This is a genomic window from Streptomyces griseiscabiei, assembly GCF_020010925.1.
In the GTDB taxonomy this organism is placed as follows: domain Bacteria; phylum Actinomycetota; class Actinomycetes; order Streptomycetales; family Streptomycetaceae; genus Streptomyces; species Streptomyces griseiscabiei.
Window position 1 is genome coordinate 1151231 of the sequence record NZ_JAGJBZ010000003.1, and the last position, 24253, is coordinate 1175483.

Annotated in this window: 23 protein-coding genes; 14 read left to right on the top strand and 9 right to left on the bottom strand. The window is 72.1% G+C overall.

Going from position 1 to position 24253, the window contains the following annotated elements; translation table 11 throughout:
* Window positions 1-17: 17 nt before the first annotated feature.
* The 3 genes from J8M51_RS39085 to J8M51_RS39095 all read right to left on the bottom strand — a co-directional run bounded on the left by J8M51_RS39085 (window position 18) and on the right by J8M51_RS39095 (window position 1900).
* Window positions 18-509, bottom strand: a complete 492-nt coding sequence (locus J8M51_RS39085; RefSeq protein WP_086761173.1) for a succinate dehydrogenase hydrophobic membrane anchor subunit — start codon at window positions 507-509, stop codon at window positions 18-20.
* A gap of 5 nt (window positions 510-514) precedes the next feature.
* Window positions 515-895 (bottom strand): succinate dehydrogenase, cytochrome b556 subunit, encoded by a 381-nt coding sequence (gene sdhC / locus J8M51_RS39090; protein WP_086761171.1) that lies wholly within the window; start codon window positions 893-895, stop codon window positions 515-517.
* 333 nt (window positions 896-1228) lie between these two features.
* Entirely contained in the window at window positions 1229-1900 is a 672-nt protein-coding gene (locus J8M51_RS39095) for a 2-oxo-4-hydroxy-4-carboxy-5-ureidoimidazoline decarboxylase (RefSeq protein ID WP_267299888.1), read from the bottom strand.
* A gap of 272 nt (window positions 1901-2172) precedes the next feature.
* Here J8M51_RS39095 and J8M51_RS39100 point away from each other — a divergent pair, with 272 nt between their 5' ends.
* The 9 genes from J8M51_RS39100 (at window position 2173) to J8M51_RS39140 (ending at window position 10624) form a co-directional block, all read left to right on the top strand.
* On the top strand, window positions 2173-3762 hold the full coding sequence (locus tag J8M51_RS39100) for a beta-N-acetylhexosaminidase (RefSeq protein WP_267299915.1): 1590 nt from the start codon (window positions 2173-2175) through the stop codon (window positions 3760-3762).
* 170 nt (window positions 3763-3932) lie between these two features.
* Window positions 3933-4670, top strand: coding sequence for a DUF4328 domain-containing protein (locus J8M51_RS39105; RefSeq protein WP_086764637.1), 738 nt, complete (start codon window positions 3933-3935; stop codon window positions 4668-4670).
* Window positions 4671-4750: 80 nt separating this feature from the next.
* Window positions 4751-5287: a hypothetical protein gene (locus J8M51_RS39110; RefSeq protein ID WP_086764634.1), complete on the top strand. Its 537-nt coding sequence runs from the start codon at window positions 4751-4753 to the stop codon at window positions 5285-5287.
* A gap of 84 nt (window positions 5288-5371) precedes the next feature.
* A complete protein-coding gene (locus J8M51_RS39115; RefSeq protein WP_086764631.1) occupies window positions 5372-5938 on the top strand; it encodes a hypothetical protein in 567 nt (188 codons plus the stop codon).
* 139 nt (window positions 5939-6077) lie between these two features.
* Window positions 6078-6470, top strand: coding sequence for a hypothetical protein (locus tag J8M51_RS39120; protein WP_267299889.1), 393 nt, complete (start codon window positions 6078-6080; stop codon window positions 6468-6470).
* A gap of 372 nt (window positions 6471-6842) precedes the next feature.
* Window positions 6843-7433, top strand: a complete 591-nt coding sequence (locus tag J8M51_RS39125) for an RNA polymerase sigma factor (RefSeq protein WP_216590864.1) — start codon at window positions 6843-6845, stop codon at window positions 7431-7433.
* On the top strand, window positions 7430-8242 hold the full coding sequence (locus tag J8M51_RS39130) for a hypothetical protein (RefSeq protein ID WP_267299890.1): 813 nt from the start codon (window positions 7430-7432) through the stop codon (window positions 8240-8242). The genes J8M51_RS39125 and J8M51_RS39130 overlap by 4 nt, the downstream gene beginning before the upstream one ends.
* A 403-nt stretch (window positions 8243-8645) precedes the next feature.
* A complete protein-coding gene (locus tag J8M51_RS39135; RefSeq protein ID WP_086763914.1) occupies window positions 8646-9332 on the top strand; it encodes an RNA polymerase sigma factor in 687 nt (228 codons plus the stop codon).
* A complete protein-coding gene (locus tag J8M51_RS39140; protein ID WP_267299891.1) occupies window positions 9332-10624 on the top strand; it encodes a hypothetical protein in 1293 nt (430 codons plus the stop codon). Before J8M51_RS39135 ends, J8M51_RS39140 begins: the two co-directional genes overlap by 1 nt.
* A gap of 292 nt (window positions 10625-10916) precedes the next feature.
* Here the strand turns inward: J8M51_RS39140 and J8M51_RS39145 are convergent, their stop codons facing one another.
* Complete coding sequence (locus J8M51_RS39145; RefSeq protein ID WP_267299892.1) at window positions 10917-11828, bottom strand: L,D-transpeptidase family protein; 912 nt, start codon at window positions 11826-11828, stop codon at window positions 10917-10919.
* A 168-nt stretch (window positions 11829-11996) separates the two neighbouring features.
* On the opposite strand from J8M51_RS39145, the gene J8M51_RS39150 reads away from it, so the two are divergent.
* Together J8M51_RS39150 and leuE are read left to right on the top strand one after the other, a co-directional pair.
* Window positions 11997-13577, top strand: coding sequence for an acyl-CoA mutase large subunit family protein (locus J8M51_RS39150; protein ID WP_267299893.1), 1581 nt, complete (start codon window positions 11997-11999; stop codon window positions 13575-13577).
* 107 nt (window positions 13578-13684) lie between these two features.
* On the top strand, window positions 13685-14338 hold the full coding sequence (leuE, locus tag J8M51_RS39155; protein ID WP_086764520.1) for a leucine efflux protein LeuE: 654 nt from the start codon (window positions 13685-13687) through the stop codon (window positions 14336-14338).
* A 20-nt stretch (window positions 14339-14358) separates the two neighbouring features.
* On the opposite strand, the gene J8M51_RS39160 is transcribed toward leuE, so the two are convergent.
* Window positions 14359-15786 (bottom strand): FAD-dependent oxidoreductase, encoded by a 1428-nt coding sequence (locus J8M51_RS39160; protein WP_086764523.1) that lies wholly within the window; start codon window positions 15784-15786, stop codon window positions 14359-14361.
* Window positions 15787-15858: 72 nt separating this feature from the next.
* Between J8M51_RS39160 and J8M51_RS39165 the strand changes: the two genes are divergently transcribed.
* The gene (locus tag J8M51_RS39165) at window positions 15859-16527 is read left to right on the top strand and encodes a TetR/AcrR family transcriptional regulator C-terminal domain-containing protein (RefSeq protein ID WP_267299894.1); all 669 of its coding nucleotides are present in this window, start codon (window positions 15859-15861) and stop codon (window positions 16525-16527) included.
* A gap of 183 nt (window positions 16528-16710) precedes the next feature.
* Here J8M51_RS39165 and J8M51_RS39170 read toward each other — a convergent pair whose 3' ends face one another.
* From J8M51_RS39170 to J8M51_RS39185, 4 genes are all read right to left on the bottom strand, one after another.
* Window positions 16711-17634 (bottom strand): class I SAM-dependent methyltransferase, encoded by a 924-nt coding sequence (locus J8M51_RS39170; protein WP_267299916.1) that lies wholly within the window; start codon window positions 17632-17634, stop codon window positions 16711-16713.
* A 189-nt stretch (window positions 17635-17823) separates the two neighbouring features.
* Complete coding sequence (locus tag J8M51_RS39175) at window positions 17824-19008, bottom strand: acyltransferase family protein (protein ID WP_398857764.1); 1185 nt, start codon at window positions 19006-19008, stop codon at window positions 17824-17826.
* 7 nt (window positions 19009-19015) lie between these two features.
* The gene (locus J8M51_RS39180) at window positions 19016-20350 is read right to left on the bottom strand and encodes an alpha-2,8-polysialyltransferase family protein (protein WP_086757784.1); all 1335 of its coding nucleotides are present in this window, start codon (window positions 20348-20350) and stop codon (window positions 19016-19018) included.
* A complete protein-coding gene (locus tag J8M51_RS39185; RefSeq protein WP_086757786.1) occupies window positions 20347-21324 on the bottom strand; it encodes a glycosyltransferase family 2 protein in 978 nt (325 codons plus the stop codon). Before J8M51_RS39185 ends, J8M51_RS39180 begins: the two co-directional genes overlap by 4 nt.
* 198 nt (window positions 21325-21522) lie before the next feature.
* On the opposite strand from J8M51_RS39185, the gene J8M51_RS39190 reads away from it, so the two are divergent.
* On the top strand, window positions 21523-22902 hold the full coding sequence (locus J8M51_RS39190; RefSeq protein ID WP_086757787.1) for a DUF6716 putative glycosyltransferase: 1380 nt from the start codon (window positions 21523-21525) through the stop codon (window positions 22900-22902).
* Window positions 22903-22946: 44 nt separating this feature from the next.
* The gene (locus tag J8M51_RS39195; protein ID WP_086757789.1) at window positions 22947-24248 is read left to right on the top strand and encodes an N-acylneuraminate cytidylyltransferase; all 1302 of its coding nucleotides are present in this window, start codon (window positions 22947-22949) and stop codon (window positions 24246-24248) included.
* The last annotated feature ends 5 nt before the right edge of the window (window positions 24249-24253 follow it).

Consider the following 24253-nt stretch of genomic DNA (forward strand, 5'->3'; position numbering starts at 1 on the left):
TTGCCTCAGCCCCGTGCCTAGCGGATGTTCGGGTCGAAGGTGAAGATCACCAGCGTGCCCAGCAGGATGGTGAACACCGTGGCGGTGTAGAGCAGGCCCTTGAGCCACAGCCGGGTGTTCGCGCGCTCCGCGTAGTCGTTGATGACGGTACGCAGGCCGTTCGCGCCGTGCAGCATCGCGAGCCACAGCATCAGCAGGTCCCAGGTCTGCCAGAACGGGGACGCCCAGCGGCCCGCGACGAACGCGAAGCCGATCTTGGAGACACCGCCGTCCAGGACGAGCTGGATCAGCAGGTGGCCGATGACCAGGACGACCAGGACGACACCGGACAGGCGCATGAAGAGCCACGCGGCCATCTCGAAGTTGCCGCGGGTCGACTTCGGGCTCTTCTTGGTGCGCTTGCGGGGCGGCTCGATGACCGGGGCCGGGTTGTCGGGGCTGTAGCCCGACAGCGACCCGGCGCCCTCGACGGGGCCGATGCCGGATGCGGTGGTTTCAGTGGCGGACATCTGTCTCAGCTCCCGAAGACTTCACGAGCGGCGTGGCCGAGGACGGGGTACAGGGCCCCGACCATCAGGACCAGCCAGATGCCGACGACGGACCAGAGCATCGTCTTCTGGTGACGGGGGCCGTTCGACCAGAAGTCGACGGCGATGACCCGAAGACCATTCAGCGCGTGGAAGAGGATGGCGGCGACGAGGCCGTACTCCAGCAGCGCGACGATCGGCGTCTTGTACGTGGCCACGACCTTGTCGTAGGCGTCGGGGGAGACACGGACGAGAGCGGTGTCCAGCACGTGTACGAACAGGAAGAAGAAGATGAGGACGCCGGTGACTCGATGAGCCACCCAGGACCACATTCCTTCCCGGCCGCGGTACAGCGTTCCAGCCGGCACGGAAGAACCCTCCGGGAGCGGGGATTGGGGCCGGCCGGCTTGCTTGTCGGTCTGACCCGGCCGGGTACGGTCCACCGGCCCCGGCCATGGTAGCGATGCCGTTGCACCAGGCTTAAGCGGGGAGGGTTTGTGTGATCAAACTGGCATACAAAGGCGCACGTAAGGGTGAGTACCGGGCGGCATCTGGGGTGGGGGTTCTGGGGGATGCCGGGTGCGGGTGCGTCGTGGCTGGTCGCGCCCACGCGGCGGAGCCGCACATCGATACAGCCCCGCGCCCCTAAAAGATCGCGCCGTTCCCCGCGCCCCCAGGAGGCTGCGCCGTTCCCCGCGCCCCTAGTGGGGTGTGCCTCTGCCGAGGTGGGTGGTCAGGCGTTGTTTGGCCAGGCGGCGTAGTTCCTCGGCGACCACGACTCGTTCCTCGTCCGGGTCGTTGGAGAGGCGGGAGCGGATGCCCTCCAGGGTGTGGTCGAGGAGTTCGTCGGGGTGGGCGGTGTGGAGGGAGATGACGAAGAGGTGGCCGAAGCGGGCCTCGTAGGCGGCGTGGGCGGCGTTCAGGGCGGTGTGGGCCACGCCGTAGGTGTCGTCGGGGAGGGTGGGGAGGGTCTCACCGGCCAGGGCCTCGGCCAGGTCGGTCGCCGTCAGGTCGTACGCGGCCTCGTCGGCCGCGGCGAGCAGGGCGTCCAGGTCCGGGTAGGGGCGGTGGTCGGCGAGGCGGTGGGCCCAGCGGAGGCTGCGCAGACAGGTGAGGAGGGTCTGCCGGGCGAGGTCGGCGGGTGCGTCGTTGAACCGCTCCAGGGCCGACGGGCCGGGGGTGTGGACCTGCTCCGGTATGGCGACCTGGCCGGGGAGACGGGGGAGACGGTGCGGAGGCAGCGTGGATCCTCGGCGGTGCGTAGGGGTCGGCAGGGCAGGTGGTGCGAGCTGGGCAGGTCGTGCGAGCTGTGCGGGCCGCGCGAGCCGGGTGGGCTGCGCGAAAGAGGCCACCACGTTATCGAGGCGGTTCATGGGCTGTCCGTTCGATGCCCGAAATTCACCCGAACGGGAGAGTTTCGGAACCTGTGGTGGACGAATCGGGCGGTGGGACGTCGTAGGTTCGAGAGAGGGCCCGGTGGAGAGCCGGGAGTGAGTGAGAGCGAGACCGGGGGCGAGGCGTGGCGAGAGGTGCGTGAGATGTCGTGGACGGTGACCGGGACTGGGAGGACAGGGACCGGGGGCGTGTCGTGAACCGAGGCCGCCGCAGGGCACCCCGCAGGAAGACGGCGATCACGTCGAAAGGGTTGCTCGTCGGCGCGGGAGTCGTGCTGGCGGGCGGCGCGGTCGCGGCGGCCGTGACCCTGTGGCCGGGAGACGGCAAGGGCACCCCCGGCGGCGCGGGGCCGTCGTCGGAGCGGTCGTCCGTGAACGCCGCCGCGACCACGCCCTCCCCTTCGCCCTCGCGCACCTATCCGCTGTCCCGGGAGCCCCGCACCATCCCCGCCGTACGGGAGCACGAGGCCGCCCGCGGCCCCGGCTGGAAGCCCGCCGACGGCGGCCGGGTCGTCGTACGGAACGCCGCGCTGGCCGACGAGGGGCGGCTGACCGCCGGCGAGCTGGGCCTCTCCTACGGAGGCGAGGCGAAACCCCGGGCCGGGGACGTGGAGCTGGCGCTGGCCGGGGCGAAGGAGCCCAGGTCGGAGGCGTACACGATGACGGTCGGGGACGGGCGGGTACGGATCGCCGCGCCCGCCGAGGCGGGGGTCTTCTACGGGACGCGCACCCTGAAGCAGGAGGTCGCCGGCGGCGGTACGGCGCCGGAGGGTGTCGTCCGGGACGAGCCGGCCAAGCCGCAGCGCGGGTTCATGCTCGACATCGCGCGCAAGCACTTCACGGCGGGCTGGATCGAGGACCGCATCCGTGAGCTGGGCGACCTGAAGTACAACCAGCTGGGGCTGCACTTCTCCGACGACCAGGGATTCCGGATCGAGTCCACGAGCCACCCCGAGGTGGTGTCGGAGCAGCACCTCACCAAGGCCCAGGTACGGAAGATCCTGGACCTCGCCGAGAGCCGGCACATCACGGTCGTACCCGAGATCGACTCCCCCGGACATCTGGGCGCCGTGATCGCGGCCAATCCGGGGCTCCAGCTGAGGAACGCCCAGGGCGTCGCCGCGAGCGGGGCGGTCGACATCTCGAACCCGGAGTCCGCCGTGGTCGTGGACGAGCTGCTCGACGAGTACGCCGGGCTGTTCAAGGGCGCGTACTGGCATCTCGGCGGCGACGAGTACCGGGCGCTGATGGTGTCGGACCCGGAGGCGTCGTATCCGCAGCTGGCCGCCGCCGCGCGGCAGAAGTACGGCGCCGGGGCGACCGTCGCCGATCTCGCGACGGGCTGGCTGAACGACCGCGCGAAGGTGATGCGCGGCCACGACCGGACCGTGCGGGCCTGGAACGACGGGTTCTTCCGGGGCGGCTCGGTCCAGCCGGACAAGTCGATCCAGGTCGCGTACTGGACGGGCAAGGAGATCGGGGCCCGGCCGCCGATCGAGTATCTGAGCGCCGGACGCCAGGTGATCAACTACAACGACGAGTACCTGTACTACGTCCTCGGCGAGCCCAACCAGTTCGTGTACCCGACCGGGCAGCGCATCTACGAGTCCTGGACCCCGAGGGTGCTGCGCGGCACGACCGCCGTGCCCGCCCAGTACGACGACCAGATCCTCGGCGGTTCCTTCGCCGTCTGGTGCGACCTCGCGAACCGGCAGACCGAGGCACAGGTCGCCGCGGGCGTACGGATGCCGCTGCGGGCGCTGTCGCAGAAGCTGTGGGATCCGGAGAAGCCCGCGCTGACCTGGACGGAGTTCCGGGAACTGGCGGGGAAGGTGAGCTGACCCCTCCGGGGGCGAGACACGGGGGAGCGGCCACGGAATCCGGTGGACGGGCGGGGCGGGACAACCGTATCTTCCGCGTGTTCTGGGTGCTTGTCGCCGAGCGTGAGGGTCTGGGGAGGACCGTGCTCGGTGTGCCGCACCGCGTCTCGAATTCACCCGGGGGCTTCACGATGAACCTGGACCCGGCGGCTCTGCCGCCGCCCGCCCGTACGGTCCTGCCGATCCAGACGCCGAACGGGCCCGCCTGGCTCCGGTCCCCGGTGGCGCTGGGGCGGGCGGTGGCGATCCTGCTCGGGGCGGTCGCCGTCGCCGATCTGGTCGCGGTGTGGGCGGACCTCGCGCTCCTCGACGTGATGGACCGGCTGGCGACCGCCGACTGGAGCGCGGCCCTGGAGCACGACTCCGACCGCGCGGACAGGCTCATCGCCTTCGCCGGCGTCCTCCAGACCCTCACCTACGTCGCCACGATCATCGTCTTCGTCTTCTGGTTCCACCGGGTGCGGGTGAACGCCGAGGTGTTCGACCCCTTCGGCCACCGGAAGAAGCGGGGCTGGGCGATCGGCGGCTGGTTCGTGCCGCTGGCGAACCTGTGGATCCCGCGCCGGATCGCCGTCGACTGCTGGGACGCGAGCGGTCCGTGGCGGAAGCCCCGGTCGCACGCGCTCGTCAACGCCTGGTGGACGCTGTGGCTGCTGAGCCTCTTCGCGGGAGAGGCCGGGGACAGGGCGTACATCAGGGCGCAGGAGGTCGAGGAGTACCGGTCGGCCGCGCGGCAGATGCTGTTCGCGGACTCGCTGGAGATCGTGTCCGCCGTGTTCGCCGTGCTGTTCGTCCTCGCGCTCACGCGCATGCAGGACGACAAGGCGCGCAGCGGCCCGCGCGAACCGGCGCCCGACGAGGTCCGCTGAGTCCGGCGACCTAGGGGGCACCCGTGCGGATTGCCCGATTCCGGGGGCGAACGGCCGTACGTGTGTGGTGTATTCCCGGTATGGGGTACTGGGGGTACTACGTCGTGGGCAGGAGCGAGCGGTCTCTCGCGGAGCTGGACGCGCTGGGCGGGGCCGGGGGCATGACGCTGTGCGTGACGGCCGACGGCGGCTGGCAGGTCTGGGCGTACCCGACGGGCGCGCCCGGCACCGAGGCCGCCGGGGGCACCGGGGACGTCGGGAACATGGACACGCTCGCCCGGGAGACGGGGGCGCCCGCGCTGTTCGGCTATGTCATGGACAGCGACTGTGTGGTCGTCGAGGCCGCCGGGCCGGAGAGCGGGGCGTGGACGACGTGTCTCGCGCGGCGGGCGATGGCCAGGTATCTGGGTGACGGGGAGGGACGCGCCGTCGAGGACTACTTCCTCGAACCGCGTGACGCCGCCGAGCGTGCCGTCGCCTGGGCGGCGGAGGCGGGACGGGCCGTCGAGGAGGGCCCGTTGGCCGATGTGTTGACCTCGGAGCCTGGACCGGCGGACCCCCTGGCTGAAAACATTCTCTTCCGATTGCTCGACCGGCTCGGGGTCGTCCCTCTGTGACACTCCCGCGTCGTCGCACGCAGTAAGGGGAAGTGCGGGCTCCGTATAACCGGGGCCCGGTCGAGCGGGATTAGGGGAGGCGCGATGAGCCTGGTGGAGCTGTTGGCCCAGGCCGACGAACGCGGTCTGGCGGCAAGCGGGTTGGCTTGTTTGGACCGCTGCGTACCGCTTCTCGGGGGTGATGACGAGGTCCTGCGTCCGCTGTGGGCCGGGCTCGTGGACGACGGCGAGGGGTGGGGGGAGAAGGTGGCGAAGGTACGGGGTGAGCTGGAGGTCCTGGAGGCCTCGGCCTCCGCCGACGGGGAGACCGTCGTGCTCGCGCGGCGGATGCTGGACGCGGTTCCTGCCGAGCGGTCCGGTGAGGGGCTGCGGGAGTGGGCGGAGGTGTGTTCGGTGTCGGCGCTGCGGATCCATCAGCTGCTCGACCCCCTGGACGCCGGGGGCGACGACTCCGTGGCGGCCTGCCGGGAGGGGCGTACCGAGGGTGCCTCGCATCTCGTCGCCGCCGAACTGCGCCGTCAGGTCGTGGTGCTGGAACTGCTCGCGCAGCACGGGGCGGCGGGGGTCCGGCAGGCGCTCGGCGCGGCCACGGAGGGGCGCCGGGTGCTGCGGGCGGTCGTGTCGCGGCGGGCGCGCGGGGCGCGGCGGTAGACCCGGCAAACCTCGGTGGACCCCGGTTTTCTGGCGGGTCCTGTGGGTGTCCTGGGGCCGGGTGTGGTGGTCCTGCGCCGGTGTCGCACAGACGCCGGAATCGCGAAACGTCCTGGGGTGAGCGGACGCTGCTCCGGGTGTGAGCGCACAGCAGACATTCGGTTCGGGCGGTGGCGGTACGGCGAAGCCCCTTCGGTGGGCGGCCGACACGGTGGCGGTGATGCGGGAAGGGGCGCGGGTGCGTCTCGACTACTCGACGCAGAGTCTGTGGCGGGTGGACCGGATGATCGAGGAGATACGTCGGGAAGGGGCGCCGTACGCCGCCGTGGAGGGGGCGTTGCGGGGGTTCGGGGCGTACGGGGGTGAGGTCGTCGTGCGGTGGGCCGGGGGTGAGTGGGTCGAGTCCGGCGGGGGGTTCTGGGTGCGGACCCTCGACGGCCGCTTCTGGGATCCGTTCGATGAGGCGCGGCGGTGTTTCGTGGGGGACGGGTCGCTGCGGTTGCTCTGCCACGACGCGATGGCCTCCGGCTGAGGGTGGGGGGAGCTCGGGGGATGGGGTGCGTTGTCGGGCGCGGGTCCGGTGGGGGCTGGTCGCGCAGTTCCCCGCGCCCCTGAAAAGCAGGGGCTGCGCCCCGTGCTTTTCAGGCCCGCGGGGGCCCGGTTTTTCAGGGGCGCGGGGAACTGCGCGAGAAGCCCCACCGGACCCGCACCCGGCAACGAGACCCCGAACACCCGGGGGCTCCCGCGAGCGCGCCGCGTCCCGGACTGTGACACTTCCGCGGAGCGCGACGCAGAGGTGCGTGGGGGGCTTGGCGCCGGCCGGGACGGTCCCCGCGCAGGGGATCCCGGCACTGACTTGGCGCTGTCTCGGACAGGTTGGGGCCAGGGAGGGGAACCTCGGCGCGTGCAGGCGTACGACGGGGAACTGGGCGCGGCCGTCGCCCGGGCCCAGGCCGGCGACGAGGCCGCGTTCGCGGTGGCCTACCGGCTCGTGCAGCCCGGGCTGCTGGGGTATCTGCGCGGCATCGTCGGGGACGACGCGGAGGACGTCGCCTCGGACGCCTGGCTGGAGATCGCCCGGGACCTCGGACGGTTCAAGGGCGACGGCGCGGGCTTCCGGGGCTGGAGCGCGACCATCGCCCGCCACCGGGCCCTCGACCACCTGCGGCGCCAGAAGGTCAGACCCCGGGCCACCACCCTGGACAGCGACCTGCTGGAACTGCCGGGCACGCTCAGCACCCAGGACCAGGCCCTGGAGACCCTCTCCACCGAGCAGGCCCTCGCACTGGTCGCCCGGCTGCCGCGCGACCAGGCCGAGGCCGTACTGCTGCGGGTGGTCGTCGGCCTCGACGGTCCCGCCGCCGCGCGCGTCCTCGGCAAACGCCCCGGCGCGGTCCGTACCGCCACCCACCGGGGACTGAAGCGCCTCGCCCAGCTTCTCCGCAGCGAGGGTGTGACGGATGACGGCCCGCACACGCTGGGGGAGTCGAGATGACCGACAGCGGGGGCGCGACACACGACGAGGGGAAAGGGCGCGAGATGCCGTCGGGCAGGACGGAGCCGGGCCGGGCCGAAGGGCACGACGGCCGCCTCGATTCCCTGCTGGCCGCCGCCGTACGCGGTGGGGCCTCGGCCGGCAGCGCGGGGGAGGCGCGGGCGATGGCCGCCTTCCGGGCGGCGCGGGAGAAGGGGGTGCGGGCGGGCCGTACCCGGCGGCGGGACGACTGGCGGCCCAACGCGCGGCGCCGCGTGCAGCTCTCGATCCGGACGACCCTGGCCGTGCTGCTGGCCGGACTCTCCCTCGGCGGAGTCGCCTTCGCGGCGATCGGCTCGGCCACCCGCGACGACGAGGGCGCCGGCGGGGACCCCGGGAGCCACGGAAGCCGGGATCGGCACCCCCGTACGACCGACAGCGCCCCCGCCCGTCCCGGCCCGCCGACGACCCCGGGCCCGAACCCCGCACTCCCCTCGACGACCGACGCCCCCACCGCCTCCCCACAGCCGGACGAGACGGACGAGACGGACGAGACGGACGGACGAACCGGCGGCGGCAGCGACCAGGACACCAGCAGGGGTGAGGGCGAGGGCGAGGACGAGGGCAAGGACGGCGACCGGCACCGCGGCCCCGTTCCCGGAACCGGCACCGACACCGACGACCGGCGGAACCGATCGCCCCGGCCGCCCGGAGAGCCGAAACCGCCGAGCGCGGAGCCGAAGGAGTCGGAGGAGCCGAGAATGTCGAAGGAGTCCGGCCGGCCGGGCGGGGCCGGGGGGACGACGCAGGGGGGCGGGAGAACGAAGTGAGGCCGGCGTGCTCGCAAGACCCCCGTACTCGCAAGGCACCCGGCCGACTCCGCCGATGGCAACGGTCGGGGCCGCCACCCCCCACAGGAGAGGCCCCGACCGTCGCGCGGCACGGGCCGCGCGGCGACCCGTACTCCCTACAGCGTCGCGCCTGCGTTTTCTGTCACACCTCCCGGTGTCACTTCTCCTTGTCGCTCCCCGCATCACGAGTTAGTTGCATGTTCTACGGACATGGACGGTCAGCGGTTTCAGGCCGTAACGTGCCATTCGCGCCGGATCGCGGTTGGCGGAAGACCACCGCAACCACAGCGGTCCCGAGACCGCGACCATCGATCGAGGAACCACAACGGCGAGAACCCGGCCCGTGACAGCGGTGTCGGCTGAGGCGCAGAGGGGCGCGTGGGTGCTGGGGGACGACGCGGAGCTGACCGCCGCGGTGCTTGCGGCACAGGACGGGGACGAGACCGCGTTCCGGACTGTGTACCGCTCGGTGCACCCACGGCTGCTCGGGTACGTGCGGACACTGGTCGGCGATCCGGACGCGGAGGACGTCACCTCCGAGTCCTGGCTGCAGATAGCCCGTGACCTGGACCGGTTCAGCGGAGACGCCGACCGCTTCCGCGGCTGGGCCGCGCGGATCGCCCGCAACCGCGCCCTGGACCACATACGCATGCGCGGGCGCAGGCCCGCGACCGTCGGCGACGAGACCGAGCTGACCGGCAAGGCCGCCGAGTCCGACACGGCCGGCGAGGCGATGGAGGCCCTGGCCACCGACCGCACGCTCTCGCTCATCGCCCAGCTGCCCCAGGACCAGGCGGAGGCGGTGGTCCTGCGGGTCGTGGTCGGCCTCGACGCGAAGACCGCCGCCCAGACCCTCGGCAAGCGCGCGGGAGCCGTACGGACGGCCGCGCACCGGGGCCTGAAACGGCTCGCCGAACTGATCGGGGAGAATCCGGAGACGGCTTCGGATGCCGACCCGGATTCCGGCGACCCGCTGGACGCCGTTCCCCCACCGAGAGGCGCGCGGGTACGCGCGGCCACGTCCGCCGGTGTGACGCATACGCGTTCGCGGACGCAGAAGGATGTGTGATGGCCGACGAGCAGTACAGGTGGCTGAACCGCGACGCCGCGGAGCGGCTGCTGCGCGGTGAGCCGCTCGAAGCCGTCGACGCCGACATCCGCGCCCGTGCCGACCGGCTCGCCGAAGCACTGGACCTCCTGGCCGCCGAGGCCGCTCCCGTCTCCCCGCGGACTCCTGAACTCCCGGGCGAGGCCGCCGCGCTGGCCGCCTTCCGCGAGGCGAGCACGGCGCGGGCGGATGCCGTGTCCCCTGCGGCTCGTTCCGGCCTCGCGGCCCACGCCGCCGAACCCGGCCCGGTCACCGAGCCCGGTCGGGGCGGCCCCTCGCACACCACCGCGGCACCCGCCGCCGACGCGGGGCTCGTCCGGCTCGGACGTCCCGTGCGGGCGCGCGCGGTGCCGGGGGGCCGTCGGGCCCGCTGGGGGCGGCCGGTGCGGTACGGGCTGGTCGCGGCCGTGGCCGCCGGGATGCTCGGCGGGGTCACGGCGGTGGCCGGCGGCGGCGCGCTGAGCGCCTTCCGCGACGAGGAACCGGAACCCTCCGCCTCCAGCTCCGCCGCCGGGTCGCCCGACCGGCCGCTGATGTCGCCCACACCGAACACCGGTCAGGGCGACCGGGGGCGGGGGGCGTGGGGCGGCGGGACGTCCGAGGCCCCACCGGACGGCTCGGCGAAGGGCGACTCCCCCTCCGGCGAGGGCACCGGCGGCACCGACGAGGACGAGCGGTCCGGTGACTCCCGGAAGGGCCGGGGCTCCACCCAGGAGAGGTGGAACGGCGTGCTCTCCGCCTGCCGTGACGTCCGCGACGGCAAGGAACTGGACGCCGACCGCCGACGCGCCCTGGAGGAGGCGGCGGGCGGCAAGGACAAGAACCGGCTGAAGCGGTTCTGCGAGGGCGCCCTGGCCGGTGGCTCCGGTGTTCCCGGCAACGCGAAGCGTCCGGGCGACGGAGCCGGGTACGGCAAGGGCGCCGGCGCGTCGGGCTCCGGCGACTCCAACGGGCACGCGGGCGGCGGTGACAAGAACACCCGGTCGGGCAAGGACTCCGACGAGGACGACGACTCGGACCGTGGCGGCCGGGGCCGGAACGGCGACGGCAAGAAGCGCCACGGCAACGGCAACGGCAAGAGCCACGGAAACGGCTCCTGGAACGGCAACGGCAGCGGCAGCGGCAAGCACAAGGGCGGCAAGAACAAGAGCGGGTGGAACAAGAACGGCAGGGGCAACGGCGGCAACGGCCACCGGGGTCAGCTCGCGGCGCCGGCCCCCATCGACGTCATCGCTCGTGTCACCCCCGCCTGACCTGCGCTTTCGTATCCGCCACAACTTCTTTCGCGGAACGGGTAACACTTTCGGCGCCCCCGGCGCAGTAATGAGTGAGCCGACTGGTCATCGGCCGTCGCACAGAGCCGGGGTTCCCCCCGTACCTACGGCTCGTGCACCTCGGCGCGGGCGGGACACGTTCCCCCGGTCCCGCCCGCGCCCCATACCCCCGTGTTTCCCCCGTGACCCCGTACTCCCCCTGACGCGCCGGGCCCCCTCCCGCTATGCCTCCTGTGACGCACATCACTCCGGCACTCCACGACGCCGCGCGTCACCAGTACACGACGACCTTGTCGCCGTTCCTCACCTGCGCGAACAACCGCGCGATCGCCGCCTCGTCCCGGACGTTGACGCAGCCGTGCGAGCCGCCGTAGTAGCCACGGGCCGCGAAGTCGGCGGAGTAGTGGACGGCCTGGCCGCCGCTGAAGAACATCGCGTACGGCATCGGGGTGTCGTAGAGGGTCGACCAGTGGTCGCGGGACTTGAAGTAGACGCTGAAGACGCCCTCCCGGGTGGGGGTGCCCTCCGAGCCGAAGCGCACCTCGACCGTCGTCAGCGTCCGGCCGTCCACCATCCAGCGCAGTGTGCGGCTCGTCTTGCTGATGCACAGCACCCGGCCCGTCAGACAGCGCGGATCGGGTGAGGCGGCGGGCTGTCCGCCGTACGCGTAGAGGTCCCACTTGCCGGGCTCCCGCGTCATGTTCAGCAGCCGCGCCCAGGTGACGCTGTCCGTCTTCCCGGTCTGCGGCAGTCCCCGCTTGCCCTGGAAGCCCCGGACCGCCCGGACCGTCGGCTCGTCGTACGTCCCCGTGGGCCCGGTGAAGAGCCATGCGACCTGCCGCAGCCGGGCCTGCAACTCGCGTACGTCCAGCCCTTCGTCGCCCTGGGACCACAGGACCCGGGGCGCGGGCGTGGGGGTCGGGGTGGGTGTGGGGGAGGGCGGCGTGGTCGCCGGGGCCGTCCCGCTCCCGCCCTTGCCGTCGCTCCCGTCTCCGGCCCCGGCGCTGTCACCGTCGTCCTGTCTGGGGACGCCGCTCGGGGTGGTGCTCGGCGTGCCGGTCGTGTCGACGCGCACGGGCCGGTTCTGGCCGCCGTGCACCTCGATCCCCTGGGCCGTGCAGGCGCCGGCCATGACGAGTGCCGCGATCGCGGCCACCGATCTCCGCATGTCCTTGGTACGCATCAGGCCCCCGGTCGTCTCATGATCCACCGCGTCCGGTCGTTCTCCGGGACACGTTCCCGGACAGGTTTCCCGGACGTGACCCGTCACGAACAAAGAGGCATGGTGGTGAGCAAGGTCCCGGCCAGGAGGGCCCCGGCAGGACGGTCCCCGACAGGACGGAGGCACACCATGGCGCGCGAGTCGGAGTCCGGACTGCCCATCGAACCGGTGTACGGGCCTGAGGCGCTGGACGGCTGGGACCCGGCCGAGCGGCTGGGCGCGCCCGGGGAGTACCCGTTCACCCGCGGTGTCTACCCGTCGATGTACACCAGCCGCCCCTGGACCATGCGCCAGTACGCCGGTTTCGGTACGGCCGTGGAGTCCAACGCCCGCTACCGGCAGCTCATCGCCCACGGCACGACGGGTCTGTCCGTCGCCTTCGACCTGCCCACCCAGATGGGCCACGACTCCGACGCCCCGCTCGCCCACGGCGAGGTCGGCAAGGTGGGCGTGGCGATCGACTCCGTCGAGGACATGCGGGTGCTGTTCGACGGCATCCCGCTGGACCGGGTCTCCACCTCGATGACGATCAACGCCCCGGCGGCCCTGTTGCTGCTGATGTACCAACTGGTCGGCGAGGAGCAGGGCGTACCGGCCGAGCGGCTCACGGGCACGATCCAGAACGACGTGCTGAAGGAGTACATCGCGCGCGGCACGTACATCTTCCCGCCCGAGCCCTCACTGCGGCTGACCGCCGACATCTTCAGATACTGCGGGGCCGAGATCCCGAAATGGAACACGATCTCGATCTCCGGCTACCACATGGCCGAGGCGGGTGCCTCGCCCGCGCAGGAGATCGCGTTCACCCTCGCGGACGGTATCGAGTACGTCCGTACGGCGGTCGCGGCGGGCATGGACGTCGACGACTTCGGGCCCAGGCTGTCCTTCTTCTTCGTGGCCCGTACGACGCTCCTCGAAGAGGTCGCCAAGTTCCGCGCGGCACGCAGGATCTGGGCCCGGGTGATGCGGGAGGAGTTCGGCGCGCGGAACCCCAGGTCCCTGATGCTGCGCTTCCACACCCAGACGGCCGGGGTCCAGCTGACCGCGCAGCAGCCCGAGGTGAACCTCGTCCGGGTCGCCGTCCAGGGCCTGGCGGCGGTGCTCGGCGGCACCCAGTCGCTGCACACCAACGCCTTCGACGAGGCGATCGCCCTCCCCACCGACAGGAGCGCCCGGCTCGCCCTGCGCACACAGCAGGTGCTGGCCCACGAGACGGATGTGACGGCGACGGTCGACCCCTTCGCCGGGTCCTACGCCGTCGAGGCGATGACCGACGACATGGAGGCGGCGGCCGTCGCGCTGATGCGGAGGGTCGAGGACCTCGGCGGGGCCGTCGCCGCGATCGAACACGGCTTCCAGAAGGGCGAGATCGAGCGCAGCGCGTACCGCGTCGCCCAGGAGACCGACTCCGGCGAGCGGGTCGTGGTCGGCGTGAACCGCTTCCGGCTCGACGCGGAGGAGCCGTACGAGCCGCTGCGGGTGGACCCGGCGATCGAGGCCCGGCAGACGGCGCGACTGGCGACACTGCGCGCGGAGCGGGACCGGCGGGCGGTGGACTCCGCCCTCGCCGCCCTGAAGAAGACGGCCGGGGGCGAGGACAACGTCCTCTACCCGATGCGCGACGCCCTGAAGGCCCGCGCGACCGTGGGCGAGGTGTGCGGAGCGCTGCGGGAGGTCTGGGGGACGTACGTCCCCGGCGACGCGTTCTGACCGCCTCCATGTCTCCCGGCCTCGCTGCCCGCCTGCCTGCCTGCCTGTCGGACCGGGCAGGACCGGGCCGGTCCGGAATGTCGTACCCCCGTGCGACACTCCTTTGCATGTTCGGTGTCATCGACCTTCCCACCTATCTGGCGGGCCTCGTCCTGATCGTCCTGCTGCCCGGCCCCAACTCCCTCTATGTGCTGTCCGTCGCCGCCCGGCGCGGGATACGGACCGGGTACCGGGCCGCCGCCGGGGTGTGGGTCGGGGACACCGTGCTGATGACCCTGTCGGCGGCGGGCGTGGCCTCGCTGCTGCAGGCGAACGCCGTGCTGTTCGGGATCGTGAAGTACGCCGGGGCCGGCTATCTGTCGTGGCTGGCGATCGGGATGCTGCGGGCCGCGTGGGGGATGTGGCGGACCCGGAGCGAGCGGATCGCGGAGGGGCCGGAGGACGGGGCCGCGGAGGGGGAGCGGCCGTTCCGGCGGGCCGTGGTGATCAGTCTGCTGAACCCGAAGGCGATCCTGTTCTTCGTCGCCTTCTTCGTGCAGTTCGTCGACCCCGGATACGCCTACCCGGCCCTGTCCTTCGTCGTCCTCGGTGCCTTCGCCCAGCTCGCCAGCTTCCTCTATCTGACCGCGCTGATATTCGGCGGCACCAGGCTGGCCGCAGCGTTCCGGCGTCGCAAGCGGCTGTCGGCCGGGGCGACCTCGGCGGCGGGCGCGCTGTTCCTCGGGTTCGCGGTGAAGCTGTCGCTGGCGAGCGGCGCGTAGCCGGGGCGTAGTCGGGGCGCTCAGCGCAGGCCCACCGCGCTCGCGTACGCGGTGAGGCCGGCCGTCGTGTCGCCGGCCCAGCCGACGTAGCCGTCGGGGCGGACGAGGAAGACACCGGTGCCGTAGGCCTCGTAGGGCGGGATGTGGGCCCGGCGTGCGTTCCTGAGCGGGGACGGCTCGGCCGGTGCCCCGGGTCCGACCGTGAGCAGGGTCCAGTGCGGGCCCCGGAAGGCGTCGAAGAGGTGTACGCCGCCGCGCCGGCCGTCGGGGGCGCGGTCGCCGGCGCGCAGGGCGTCCGGGGGCAGGTGGCCGCGGGTGTCGACGCAGAGGGAGGCGTCCCGGTAGCCGAGGCCCAGCTGCTGGGTGGCCCGGCCACGGCGTTCCTCGCCCCGGTGGACCCGCGTGGACAGACCGAGCACGGCCGCGGCCACCGGGCGCCGCTCCTCCTCGTACGTCTCCAGCAGCGCGTCCCCCGCGTCGCCGCGCAGCACCGCGCCCAGCTTCCAGCCCAGGTTGTACGCGTCCTGCACGCCGGTGTTGAGGCCCTGGCCCCCGGCGGGCGAGTGGATGTGCGCCGCGTCCCCGGCGAGGAAGACCCGGCCCTCCCGGAAGCGGTCCGCGAGCGCGGCCCGGGGCCGGAAGTCCGACGCCCAGCGCACCTCCGTCACATCCTCGGGGGCGAGGTGGGAGCGGGCGGCGACGACCTTGCGGATGCCGTCCGGCGAGAGGTCGACCACCGTGTCCGGGTCCGGGAAATTGGCGGCGAGCTGGAAGTCCTCGGTGCCGGGGAGGGGGCAGACCGCCATGAAGCCGTGCTCACCGGTAGGCGGGAACAGATGCCAGTTGTCGCGGTCGAGGGCCGGGATCCGGAGGTCGGCCACCAGGGTCGGGCTCGGGTCGACGGTCTCGCCGGTCATCGGGACGCCGAGCAGGCGGCGCACGGTGGAGCGGCCTCCGTCGGCGGCGACGGCGTAACGGGCGTGGATGTCGGGGCCGGTGGTGAAGGACGCCGTCACGCCGTCGGGGTGCTGGGCCAGGCCCGTCAGCTCGCGGCCGAAGGCGACCTCGCCGCCCAGCTCCCGCAGCCGGGTCAGCAGGATCTCCTGGGTCCGCCACTGGGGGACCAGCCACGGGCCCTGGAAGGGCTCGGCCTCCGTCGGCTCCGCCACGTCGAACATACGGTGCTCGCCCTGCCGGGTGCCGTCGCCCCAGACCATGCCGACGGGGGCGGGGCCGCCGGCGGCGCGGACGGCGTCCAGGACGCCCAGGTCGTCGAGGACCTCCAGGGTGCGGGGCTGTACGCCCTTGCCGCGTGAGCCGGGGAACAGCGCGTCGGCCCGCTCCACGACCAGGGCGTGGGCGCCGCGCCGGGCCAGGTCGACGGCCAGGGCGAGACCGGTGGGCCCGGCGCCGACGATCAGGACCTGCGTATGGATGGTGCCGCTCATGAGCGACTCTCCTTAACGTTGTTAAGTTACTCCTGTACGGCAGCATGCGCTTAACGCCGTTAAGCTGTCAACGTGGTTCCCAGGAAATCCCCGAAGCTGGACAAGGCACAGGTCGCCGAGGCGGCCCTGCGACTGCTGAACGAGGTCGGGCTGGAGGGGCTGAGCCTCCGGCTGATCGCCAAGGAGCTGGACGTCCAGGCGCCCGCGCTCTACTGGCACTTCAAGAACAAGCAGGATCTGCTGGACGAGATGGCCACCGAGATGATGCGGCGCATGGCGGCGGACTGGGCCGCGACGCCGTCGGCGGACGACGGGGGCGCCGACTGGCAGGAGACGTTCCGCTCACGGATGCGGCTGCTGCGCGCGCATCTGCTGCGGTACCGCGACGGCGCGAAGGTGTACAGCGGGACGCACTTCACGGATCTGTCGTACGCGGCGCCCATGGAGGCGAATCTGCGCATGCTGACGGCCGCGGGGTTCACACCGGCGGGGGCCGCGCGGGCCTGGTTCACGGCGTACAGCTACACGATCGGGTACGTGATCGAGGAGCAGTCGATGGGGCCGGATCCGGTGGGGGGCGGGGAGGGGTACGACCTCGCCGCGCGGGCCGAGCGGCTGGCGGCGTTCCCGTTGGCCGTGGAGGCGGGGTGGGAGATGTTCCGGGATCAGGAGCGGGGGTTCGAGGCGGGGTTGGGGGCGGTGCTGGCGGGGATCGCCGTGACGCTGCGGGGGAGTGGGTGAACGGGGGCTGAGGGCTGAGGGCGGGTGGGCGCGGGCCGTGTGTGGCTGCTCGCGCCCCGCGGCGGAGCCGCGGATCGATACGGCCCCGCGCCCCTTTCGACCCCGCGCCCCTCAAGAGCGCGGGGCCGCGCCCGCTGCCCGGGCCTCACCGCCCGGCGGTGATCACTTCGACGGGGGCTTCGCCTACCTTGCCCGCCGCGCCTTCTTCGCCTTCCTGAGCGCCCTCGTCACGACCGGGGGCAGCAGGTCCACGGCCAGCTTGCGGGCGCCGCTCCGCGGGGGCCGGGCCGGGCGCGGGCGGGCCGGGGGCGCCGCCGGGGCGGGGGCCGGGGGCGGGGGTGCCGTCCAGTGGCGGGACTTCGGGAAGGTCGGTGCCTTCATGCCCTTGGACTTGAGGCGGATGATGCGGTGGCCGGCCGCCCGCTGGTTGCTGACGTGGCAGTCGTCCCGCCCGGCGACCATCTCCAGCAGGGCCTCCTGGACCGGCTCGGGATCGTCCCAGGTGCCGTAGAGCTTCTGCGTGCTGAGGCAGACGGGGTTGAGGCCCCGGTTGAGGACCGCCTCCCACGCGGCGACGGAGACGCCGGGGGTGTGCTCCGAACGGAAGTCGTCGAGGACGACCAGACCGCCGGGCAGGAGTATGTCCCGGGCGGCGGTGATGTCGGCCTCGACGTGCTCGTACAGATGCGAGGCGTCGATGTGCACGAAACGGCAGGAGCGCGGCTCGACCTCGCCCGGCACGATCGAGCTGGGGCCCTGCAGCACGCGGGGCAGCTCGTCGTGGAAGGAGAGGTAGTTCGCCTCGAAGGCCCGGCGGGTGAGCGTGCTGCGGTACGACTTGGTGGCCTCCGCCGCGTTGGCGTCGTCCGGCGCGTCGCTCTCGAAGAGGTCGCAGACCGTGTAGGCCTCGCCCTCCCGGAGGTGCCGGCCGAGGAAGATGGCGCTCTTGCCCATGTAGACGCCGACCTCCAGAAGGTCGCCCCGGCTGTCGGCGGCCTCCTGTCGGTTCAGGAACCAGTCGAAGAGCAGTTGGTCGAGCACCGGGAACCAGCCGGGAACGTCGTCCAGTTCCCGGGGAAGCCGGATCGTGCCTTGTTCAGAGGTGATGTCAGCGGTCGTTTCAGAGGCCATGAGGACAGAAGACTCTCTTGCGTCGACGAGACGAACAGGCGAACGGGCCTGGAACCTATGAGATGCCTTTGGCCCGGTCAAGGATGCTGCCGAGCCTCTCCGGGGAGGCGTTTTCGAATCCTCGGGCCGGATGAACACTGGGCCAATTCCAGGTTCAGGGACGGCTCAGCCCCGGCGTCCTCCGAGTGACTTGCGCAGCCAGGGCCCGAGCGGACGTTCGACCCACCGGTGCAGCAGCCAGGCCAGCGCCAGCATCAGCGCCACCGTGAGCACGAGGGTCACGGACGAAGGAAGCCCCAGCCTCTGGTGCAGTGCCTGGACCACCGGCCAGCCCAGGTGCTCGTGCACGAGATAGAAGGGGTACGTCAGGGCACCCGCGGTGGTCAGCCAGGGCCAGTTCACCCGGTTCAGCAGGCCCAGGGCCACTGCCCCGACGGCCACGAAGCCGACGGTGACGGCGAGGACGATGCCGAGCTGGGAGCGGTACGAGAAGAAGTCCGGGTTCGGGGCGTGCCACATGTCCTGGACCGTGTGGTACTGGCTCAGCAGCAGGCTGAACACGACTATCAGCCAGGCCGCGGTGTCCCGGCGGTCGCGGTGCACCAGATAGAGACCCATGCCGCCGATGAACAGGGACGCGTACTCCGGCATCAGGACCGTGTCCAGCAGCGGTTCCCTCGCGGCCCCCGCCAGCACCGAGGCCAGCGTCCAGCCGCCGCAGAACCAGATCACCCGTCTGCGGGTCACCCCGGGCAGCACCACGCACAGCGCGAACAGCAGGTAGAAACGGACCTCCGCCCACAGCGTCCAGCAGACGCCGAGCACCCGGTCGGCGCCCAGCGGCATCTGCAGCATCGTCAGATTGACCAGGAACTCACTGGCGGACACCCGCGCGAAGGCGACCCCCGGCAGCGCGAACACCGCCGCCACCAGGATCACCGCCGCCCAGTACGCCGGGAACAGCCGGGCCGCCCGGGAGGCCGCGAACGACTGGAGCGAACGCCCCCAGCCACTCGCGCAGATCACGAACCCACTGATCACGAAGAAGGCCTGAACCCCGGCCCACCCGTACGCCAGCCAGCTGTGCGCGGTCGGGAACTGCACGGCGGGCGAGGCCCCCCACGCCTTCCCGATCTCCCCGTCACGCCCCCCGTAGTGATAGGCGGCGACGGAGAGAGCGGCCAGCAACCGCAGTCCGTCCAGCGCATACAACCGGGGCCGAGCCTCAGCCGGGCCCCGATAGGGGCGCGGGGCTGTATCGATCTGCGGCTCCGCCGCGGGGCGCGACCAGCCCCCACTCACCCGCAGCCGAGATGCAACCCGATCATCGGTTTTCGTTACAGAAGTCACCTGGGGCTCATCCCAGAGTGGCCCGTTTGAGGGACCGCGCCCGCCGCGCGACCCTTCGCACGGTCGCGTTGCGCGGAATGAAGGCCAGCTGCACCGGAATCCCGCCCGGCAGCCCCAGCGAGGTCAGCCGCCGCCGCTTGAAGTACCGCAGCGTGTACGCGCTCAGATGCCTCGTCAGATACGCGGCGGTCTCCGCGCGCAGCGACGGGTAGATCTTCGGCTGCATCGCGAACCCCACCGCCCGGACCAGCCCGTCGAGGTCCGCCACCGCCGTGCCCGGCCGCTGCGAGGTGACCGCCTCCCGGTCGCCCAGCTCCGGCAACAGCGCGTCCACGATCGTGACCGGCACCCGGTTGCTGTTCTCGTACGGCGCGAGCCGGTCCAGCAGGGTGCCCGTGCCGACGCGGGCGACCGGCAGGCCGTACAGCGCGGAGGCGGTGAGCAGGGCGGTGGAGAAGCAGCCGACGACCAGCGCGGGACGCATCCGCTGGTAGAGCACCTCGGCGAGGACCGGGGTGTCCAGCACGGTCAGTTCGGCGCCGAGCCGCTCCGCCTCCTGCTCCAGCCCGCGCGACCAGCGGGCCGGGGCGCTCGGGTGCGGCTTGAACACCACACGGGTGTGCCCGAGCGCGACCGCGCCCTTCAGCATCCGTACGTGGAGGTCTTCCTCCTCCTCGGCGGTGAGGATGTTCAGCGCGGAGAGGTACTGGCCGAGCAGCAGTGCCGGCTCCTCGACGGCGGGCAGTTCGTCACCGGTGTCGACCAGTTCCGCGAGCACCTTCACAAAGGCGTCCGTGGGCACGATCTCCGCCTCGACGCCGAACTCGGTGAGCAGCAGCGGCTTCAGGTCCGGCACCAGGTCCAGATGGAGCAGCCGGTCGATCCGCGTCCCCACCAGCGGGTCGATCTTGTTGCGGGTGGGGCCGTAGCTCATCAGGCCGTCCGCGTACACGGTCACGGGGGCGCCGGTGAAGATCTGGGTGAAGCCGAGCGCCGGGTGGACCTGGATGGACTCCACGGCCAGTTCGACGTCGTCGTCGCCGAGGTTCCACAGCAGCCGCAGATGCCGCTCCCACAGGGGGACGTCGTCCAGGCGTGGGGACCAGCCGCCCGGGTGGAACGGGGAGATGGTCTCGTTCCAGGAGATCACCTCGTCGAACCGGCCGCGCAGCCGCTCGAAGCCGGGCATCTCGTCCAGGCCGGGCGCCGTCTCGGGGGTGGCCGCGTTGTTGGAGATCAGCAGGATGCGCCGGGACGCGGGGCGGAAGCACTCGGTGTCCAGGGCCGCGGCCAGCGTCGCCGTGCCGTACAGCGTGGACGCCATGAAGATCTGCGTGGTCACGCGGCGACCCCCGCGGCGGCGGGACGGCGGCGCAGCCGGCGCAGCCGGGTGGCGCGCTGGACGTCCATCGAGTCGAGGGCCTCGTCCAGCACGTCCTGCGGCATTCGCCGCAGCGCGACCGCGCTCATCGACTTCAGTTTCCGTGCCACCGCCGGCTCGAACCTTTCGATGGATCCCAAATGGTGGGAGATAATCGCGCAATATGTGCGCACGGCCTTGGGGAGGAGTTTGTCCGCGTCCCGGTCCTTCGCCGTTTCCGCGATGACCTGGTCGAATGCGCGAATGAAATCGAGCTGCCGTACGTCGCCGATCTGGGTCAGCGAGGACGCGACCCCGCGCCGGTAGAAGACACCGAGCAACCCCACCGTGGCGAAGGATTCGGCCTCGCGGTGCAGCTTCCAGATCCACGGCCGGTCCTCGGCCGTGCGCAGCCCGTGGGTGAAGTGCAGCACCCCCTTGTCGACCAGTCGGCGGTGGTAGATGCCCGCCCAGGCGAACGCGTAGTCGACGGAGGTGGAGCGGTCGGCGGGCAGGATCGCGTCGCGCGGGTTCATCACCACACCGCGCCGCCCGTTGGGCACCCGGTGCACGGAGCGGGCCCGCGCGGTGCACTGGACATGGTCCGTGCGCACGAAGTCGCAGCCCAACTCCTCGATGGCGCCCAGGAGTTGGGGGTAGTAACCGGGGGCGAGCCAGTCGTCTCCGTCGAGGAACGTCAGATACTCGCCACGGGCCTTGTCGATACCCGTGTTGCGCGCGGTCGCCAGTCCTCCGTTCTTCTCGTGTCTGACATACACCGCCCCCGGCAGCTCGCGCTCCGCGCGCGCGAGGATGTCCGGTGTCTCGTCGCGGGAGCAGTCGTCGACGAGAATGAATTCGAAGTCGTCACGAGCGTTGGCTCTGAGACTCTTCAGAGTGTCGGGCGCGTATTGCTGCACGTTGTAGAACGGCACGATGACGGAGAGCTTGACCACCCCCGTGACGTTAGGGGGCACTCCGGCATTCGTCTTGACCACCTGCTTGATGTCAGGTGAACGACGCGTGGCGGAACCGTGAACCAGGCACTTTCCGCTGCCATTCGCGCCCCGATTCGCCGTTCGTCGATGTGCTGTTAACCCTTTGTTGCATTCGGGTTGGGCCGTTCAACGGAATCGCTTCCTAGCGTCTTCCATGTGCCAGCAAGTGCAACGAACACCCTGCGAGTCGCCGTACTCGCGGACTCCGACACCCGGTGGAAATGGGGCGCGCTCACCGCGCGGCGCCTCGCTCCCGAGGGCGCGGACCTCCGCCTGGACGGCTTCCTCCTGCGCGGCCGAGCCACCCCCACCGCCCGCCAGTTGCGGGAGGTCGGGGTCAGCCCCGACTCCCTGCGCGAGGTGACCGGCCTCGAATTCCTGCGCGCCATGAAGGAGGACACGAAGGAGGACACGAACGACGACACCACGCAGCAGCCGTACGACGTCGTCCTGCTCTCCCTCGTCGGCGGGGGCGTCCAGGCGATACTGCACGGCCTGCGCCGGGCCTGGGCAGGGCGCCGCAAGCGGCCGGTGGTCGTCACCGGTTACGTCGGTGTCGTCTACGAGAAGCTGGCCGACGGTCTGCTGCTGCGGCACGGCGCGGACCTCGTCCTCGCCAACTCCCGCCAGGACGCGGACCGTTTCCGGGCGGTGTACGAAGGTGTGGGCGCCGACGCCTCCTCGGTCACCGAGGTCGCGCTGCCCTTCCTGGGCGGCAGGCCCTACGCCGGTGCCGAGGACCCCTACACGGTCGTCTTCGCCGTACAGCCGTCCGTCCCCGACAACCGCGGGGACCGTACGTACCTGCTGAACCGGCTCGTCCAGCACGCGAGGCGGCACCCGGAGCGCGAGGTGCTGCTGAAGCTGCGCTCCAAGCCGGGCGAGCACACCACGCACATCGAGGAACTGCCGTACCAGAAGCTGGCGGAGAAGCTCCCCGGCGGACTGCCGGCCAACTTCCGCCTCGCGTACGGGAACATGGGCGAGGTCCTCGACACCACCGACCTGCTGGTCACGGTCAGCTCCACGGCCGCCCTGGAGTCGCTGCACCGCCGCATCCCCACGGTCGTCCTCACCGACCTCGGCATCCGCGAGACCCTCGGCAACCACCACTTCGTCGGCTCCGGCTGCCTCGCCTCCTGGGACCAGCTGGACGCCGGGTACGAACCGGTGCCCGACCCCGAGTGGGTGGCCCGGCAGGGTGTCGTCGCTGGGGGCACCTCCCGGACGCAGTCTGGGGGAGGCTCGTACGGCGCCGCCTTCGACGCGGCCCGCGACCGCATCGCCAAGCTGATCGCGGCCGACCGGCTGCCGCCGCTGGAGCCCTACTACACGCCCGTCACCGCGCCCGGCTATCTGCCCGGCATCCTCGCCCGCCACCATCTCGGCCCCGACGGCGACCCGTTGCCCGGAGCGCCCGCCGCCGACCGGCAGGCCGGCCCCGTACGGCAGATCGTGCGCCGGGCGGCGCGCGGCGCCTACCGCCACGGAGTGCAGCGCGTGGCCCCCGTCATCCGCCGGATGGGGGAGCTGTGAGCCGCCGCCCGACCCCTTCGCACGCACCGCAAGGAGTTCCAGCCATGTCCAACCCGGAAGCGGGACCGGCGCCTTCGGTCCGCCGCGTCCTCGCCGTGATCCCCGCCCGCGGCGGCTCCAAGGGCGTCCCCGCCAAGAACCTCGCCCCCGTCGGCGGCGTTCCGCTGGTGGCCCGCGCGGTGCGCGAGTGCCTCGGCGCCCGGCTGGTGACCGATGTCGTCGTCTCCACCGACGACCACGCCATCGCCGCCGCCGCCCGGGTCTCCGGCGCCGAGGTCGTCCTGCGGCCCGCCGCCATCGCCGGTGACACCGCCACCTCCGAGGCGGCCGTGCTGCACGCCCTGGACGCCCACGAGGCGCTGCACGGCTCGCCGGTCGACGTCGTCCTGCTCGTCCAGTGCACCAGCCCGTTCATCCTCCGCGAGGACATCGACGGCGTGGCCCGCGCGGTCGTCGAACACGGCGCCGACACGGCCCTGACCGTCGCCCCGTTCCACGGCTTCATCTGGCGCGACACCGCCGACGAACCCGCGACCGCCGAAGCCGCCCACCCGGGAGCCGTGGACGGCGAGACGGCCGAACCCCTCGACACCGCCGGCGGCTACGGCGTCAACCACGACAAGTCCTTCCGCCCCCGCCGCCAGGACCGCCCGCAGGACCTGCTGGAGACCGGCGCCGCCTACGCGATGGACGCCGCCGGACTGCGCAAGCACCAGCACCGCTTCTTCGGCCGTACGGAACTCGTCCGCACCGACCCCGCCCGGGTCCTGGAGATCGACGATCCGCACGACCTCGCCCGCGCCCAGGCCCTCGCGCCGCTCTTCGACGCGAACCGCCCCGGCGCCCTCCCCACCCACGACGACATCGACGCCGTGGTCCTCGACTTCGACGGCACCCAGACCGACGACCGGGTGCTGATCGACTCCGAGGGACGGGAGTTCGTCTCCGTGCACCGCGGCGACGGACTCGGTATCGCGGCCCTCCGCAGGAGCGGCCTGGAGATGCTGATCCTGTCCTCGGAACAGAACCCGGTCGTCGCCGCCCGCGCCCGGAAGCTCAAGCTCCCGGTGCTCCACGGCATCGACCGGAAAGACCTCGCACTGAAGCAGTGGTGCGAGGAGCAGGGCATCGCGCCGGAGCGCGTGCTCTACGTCGGCAACGACGTCAACGACCTCCCGTGCTTCGCCCTCGTGGGCTGGCCCGTGGCGGTCGGCAGCGCCCACGACGTCGTACGCGGCGCCGCACGCGCGATCACCACCGTCCCCGGTGGCGACGGCGCGATCCGGGAGATCGCCGGCTGGATCCTCGGCCCCTCCCTCGACTCTCTCGACTCCCTCACCAAGTAAGGAAC

Coding starts and splice junctions, on each gene's coding strand:
- J8M51_RS39095 (WP_267299888.1), bottom strand. CDS start 1,900: ATGAACCGCCTCGATAACGTGGTGGCCTCTTTCGCGCAGCCCACCCGG.
- J8M51_RS39140 (WP_267299891.1), top strand. CDS start 9,332: ATGGCCGACGAGCAGTACAGGTGGCTGAACCGCGACGCCGCGGAGCGG.
- J8M51_RS39110 (WP_086764634.1), top strand. CDS start 4,751: ATGGGGTACTGGGGGTACTACGTCGTGGGCAGGAGCGAGCGGTCTCTC.
- leuE (WP_086764520.1), top strand. CDS start 13,685: ATGTTCGGTGTCATCGACCTTCCCACCTATCTGGCGGGCCTCGTCCTG.
- J8M51_RS39145 (WP_267299892.1), bottom strand. CDS start 11,828: ATGCGTACCAAGGACATGCGGAGATCGGTGGCCGCGATCGCGGCACTC.
- J8M51_RS39195 (WP_086757789.1), top strand. CDS start 22,947: ATGTCCAACCCGGAAGCGGGACCGGCGCCTTCGGTCCGCCGCGTCCTC.
- J8M51_RS39130 (WP_267299890.1), top strand. CDS start 7,430: ATGACCGACAGCGGGGGCGCGACACACGACGAGGGGAAAGGGCGCGAG.
- J8M51_RS39150 (WP_267299893.1), top strand. CDS start 11,997: ATGGCGCGCGAGTCGGAGTCCGGACTGCCCATCGAACCGGTGTACGGG.
- J8M51_RS39115 (WP_086764631.1), top strand. CDS start 5,372: ATGAGCCTGGTGGAGCTGTTGGCCCAGGCCGACGAACGCGGTCTGGCG.
- J8M51_RS39160 (WP_086764523.1), bottom strand. CDS start 15,786: ATGAGCGGCACCATCCATACGCAGGTCCTGATCGTCGGCGCCGGGCCC.
- J8M51_RS39105 (WP_086764637.1), top strand. CDS start 3,933: ATGAACCTGGACCCGGCGGCTCTGCCGCCGCCCGCCCGTACGGTCCTG.
- J8M51_RS39085 (WP_086761173.1), bottom strand. CDS start 509: ATGTCCGCCACTGAAACCACCGCATCCGGCATCGGCCCCGTCGAGGGC.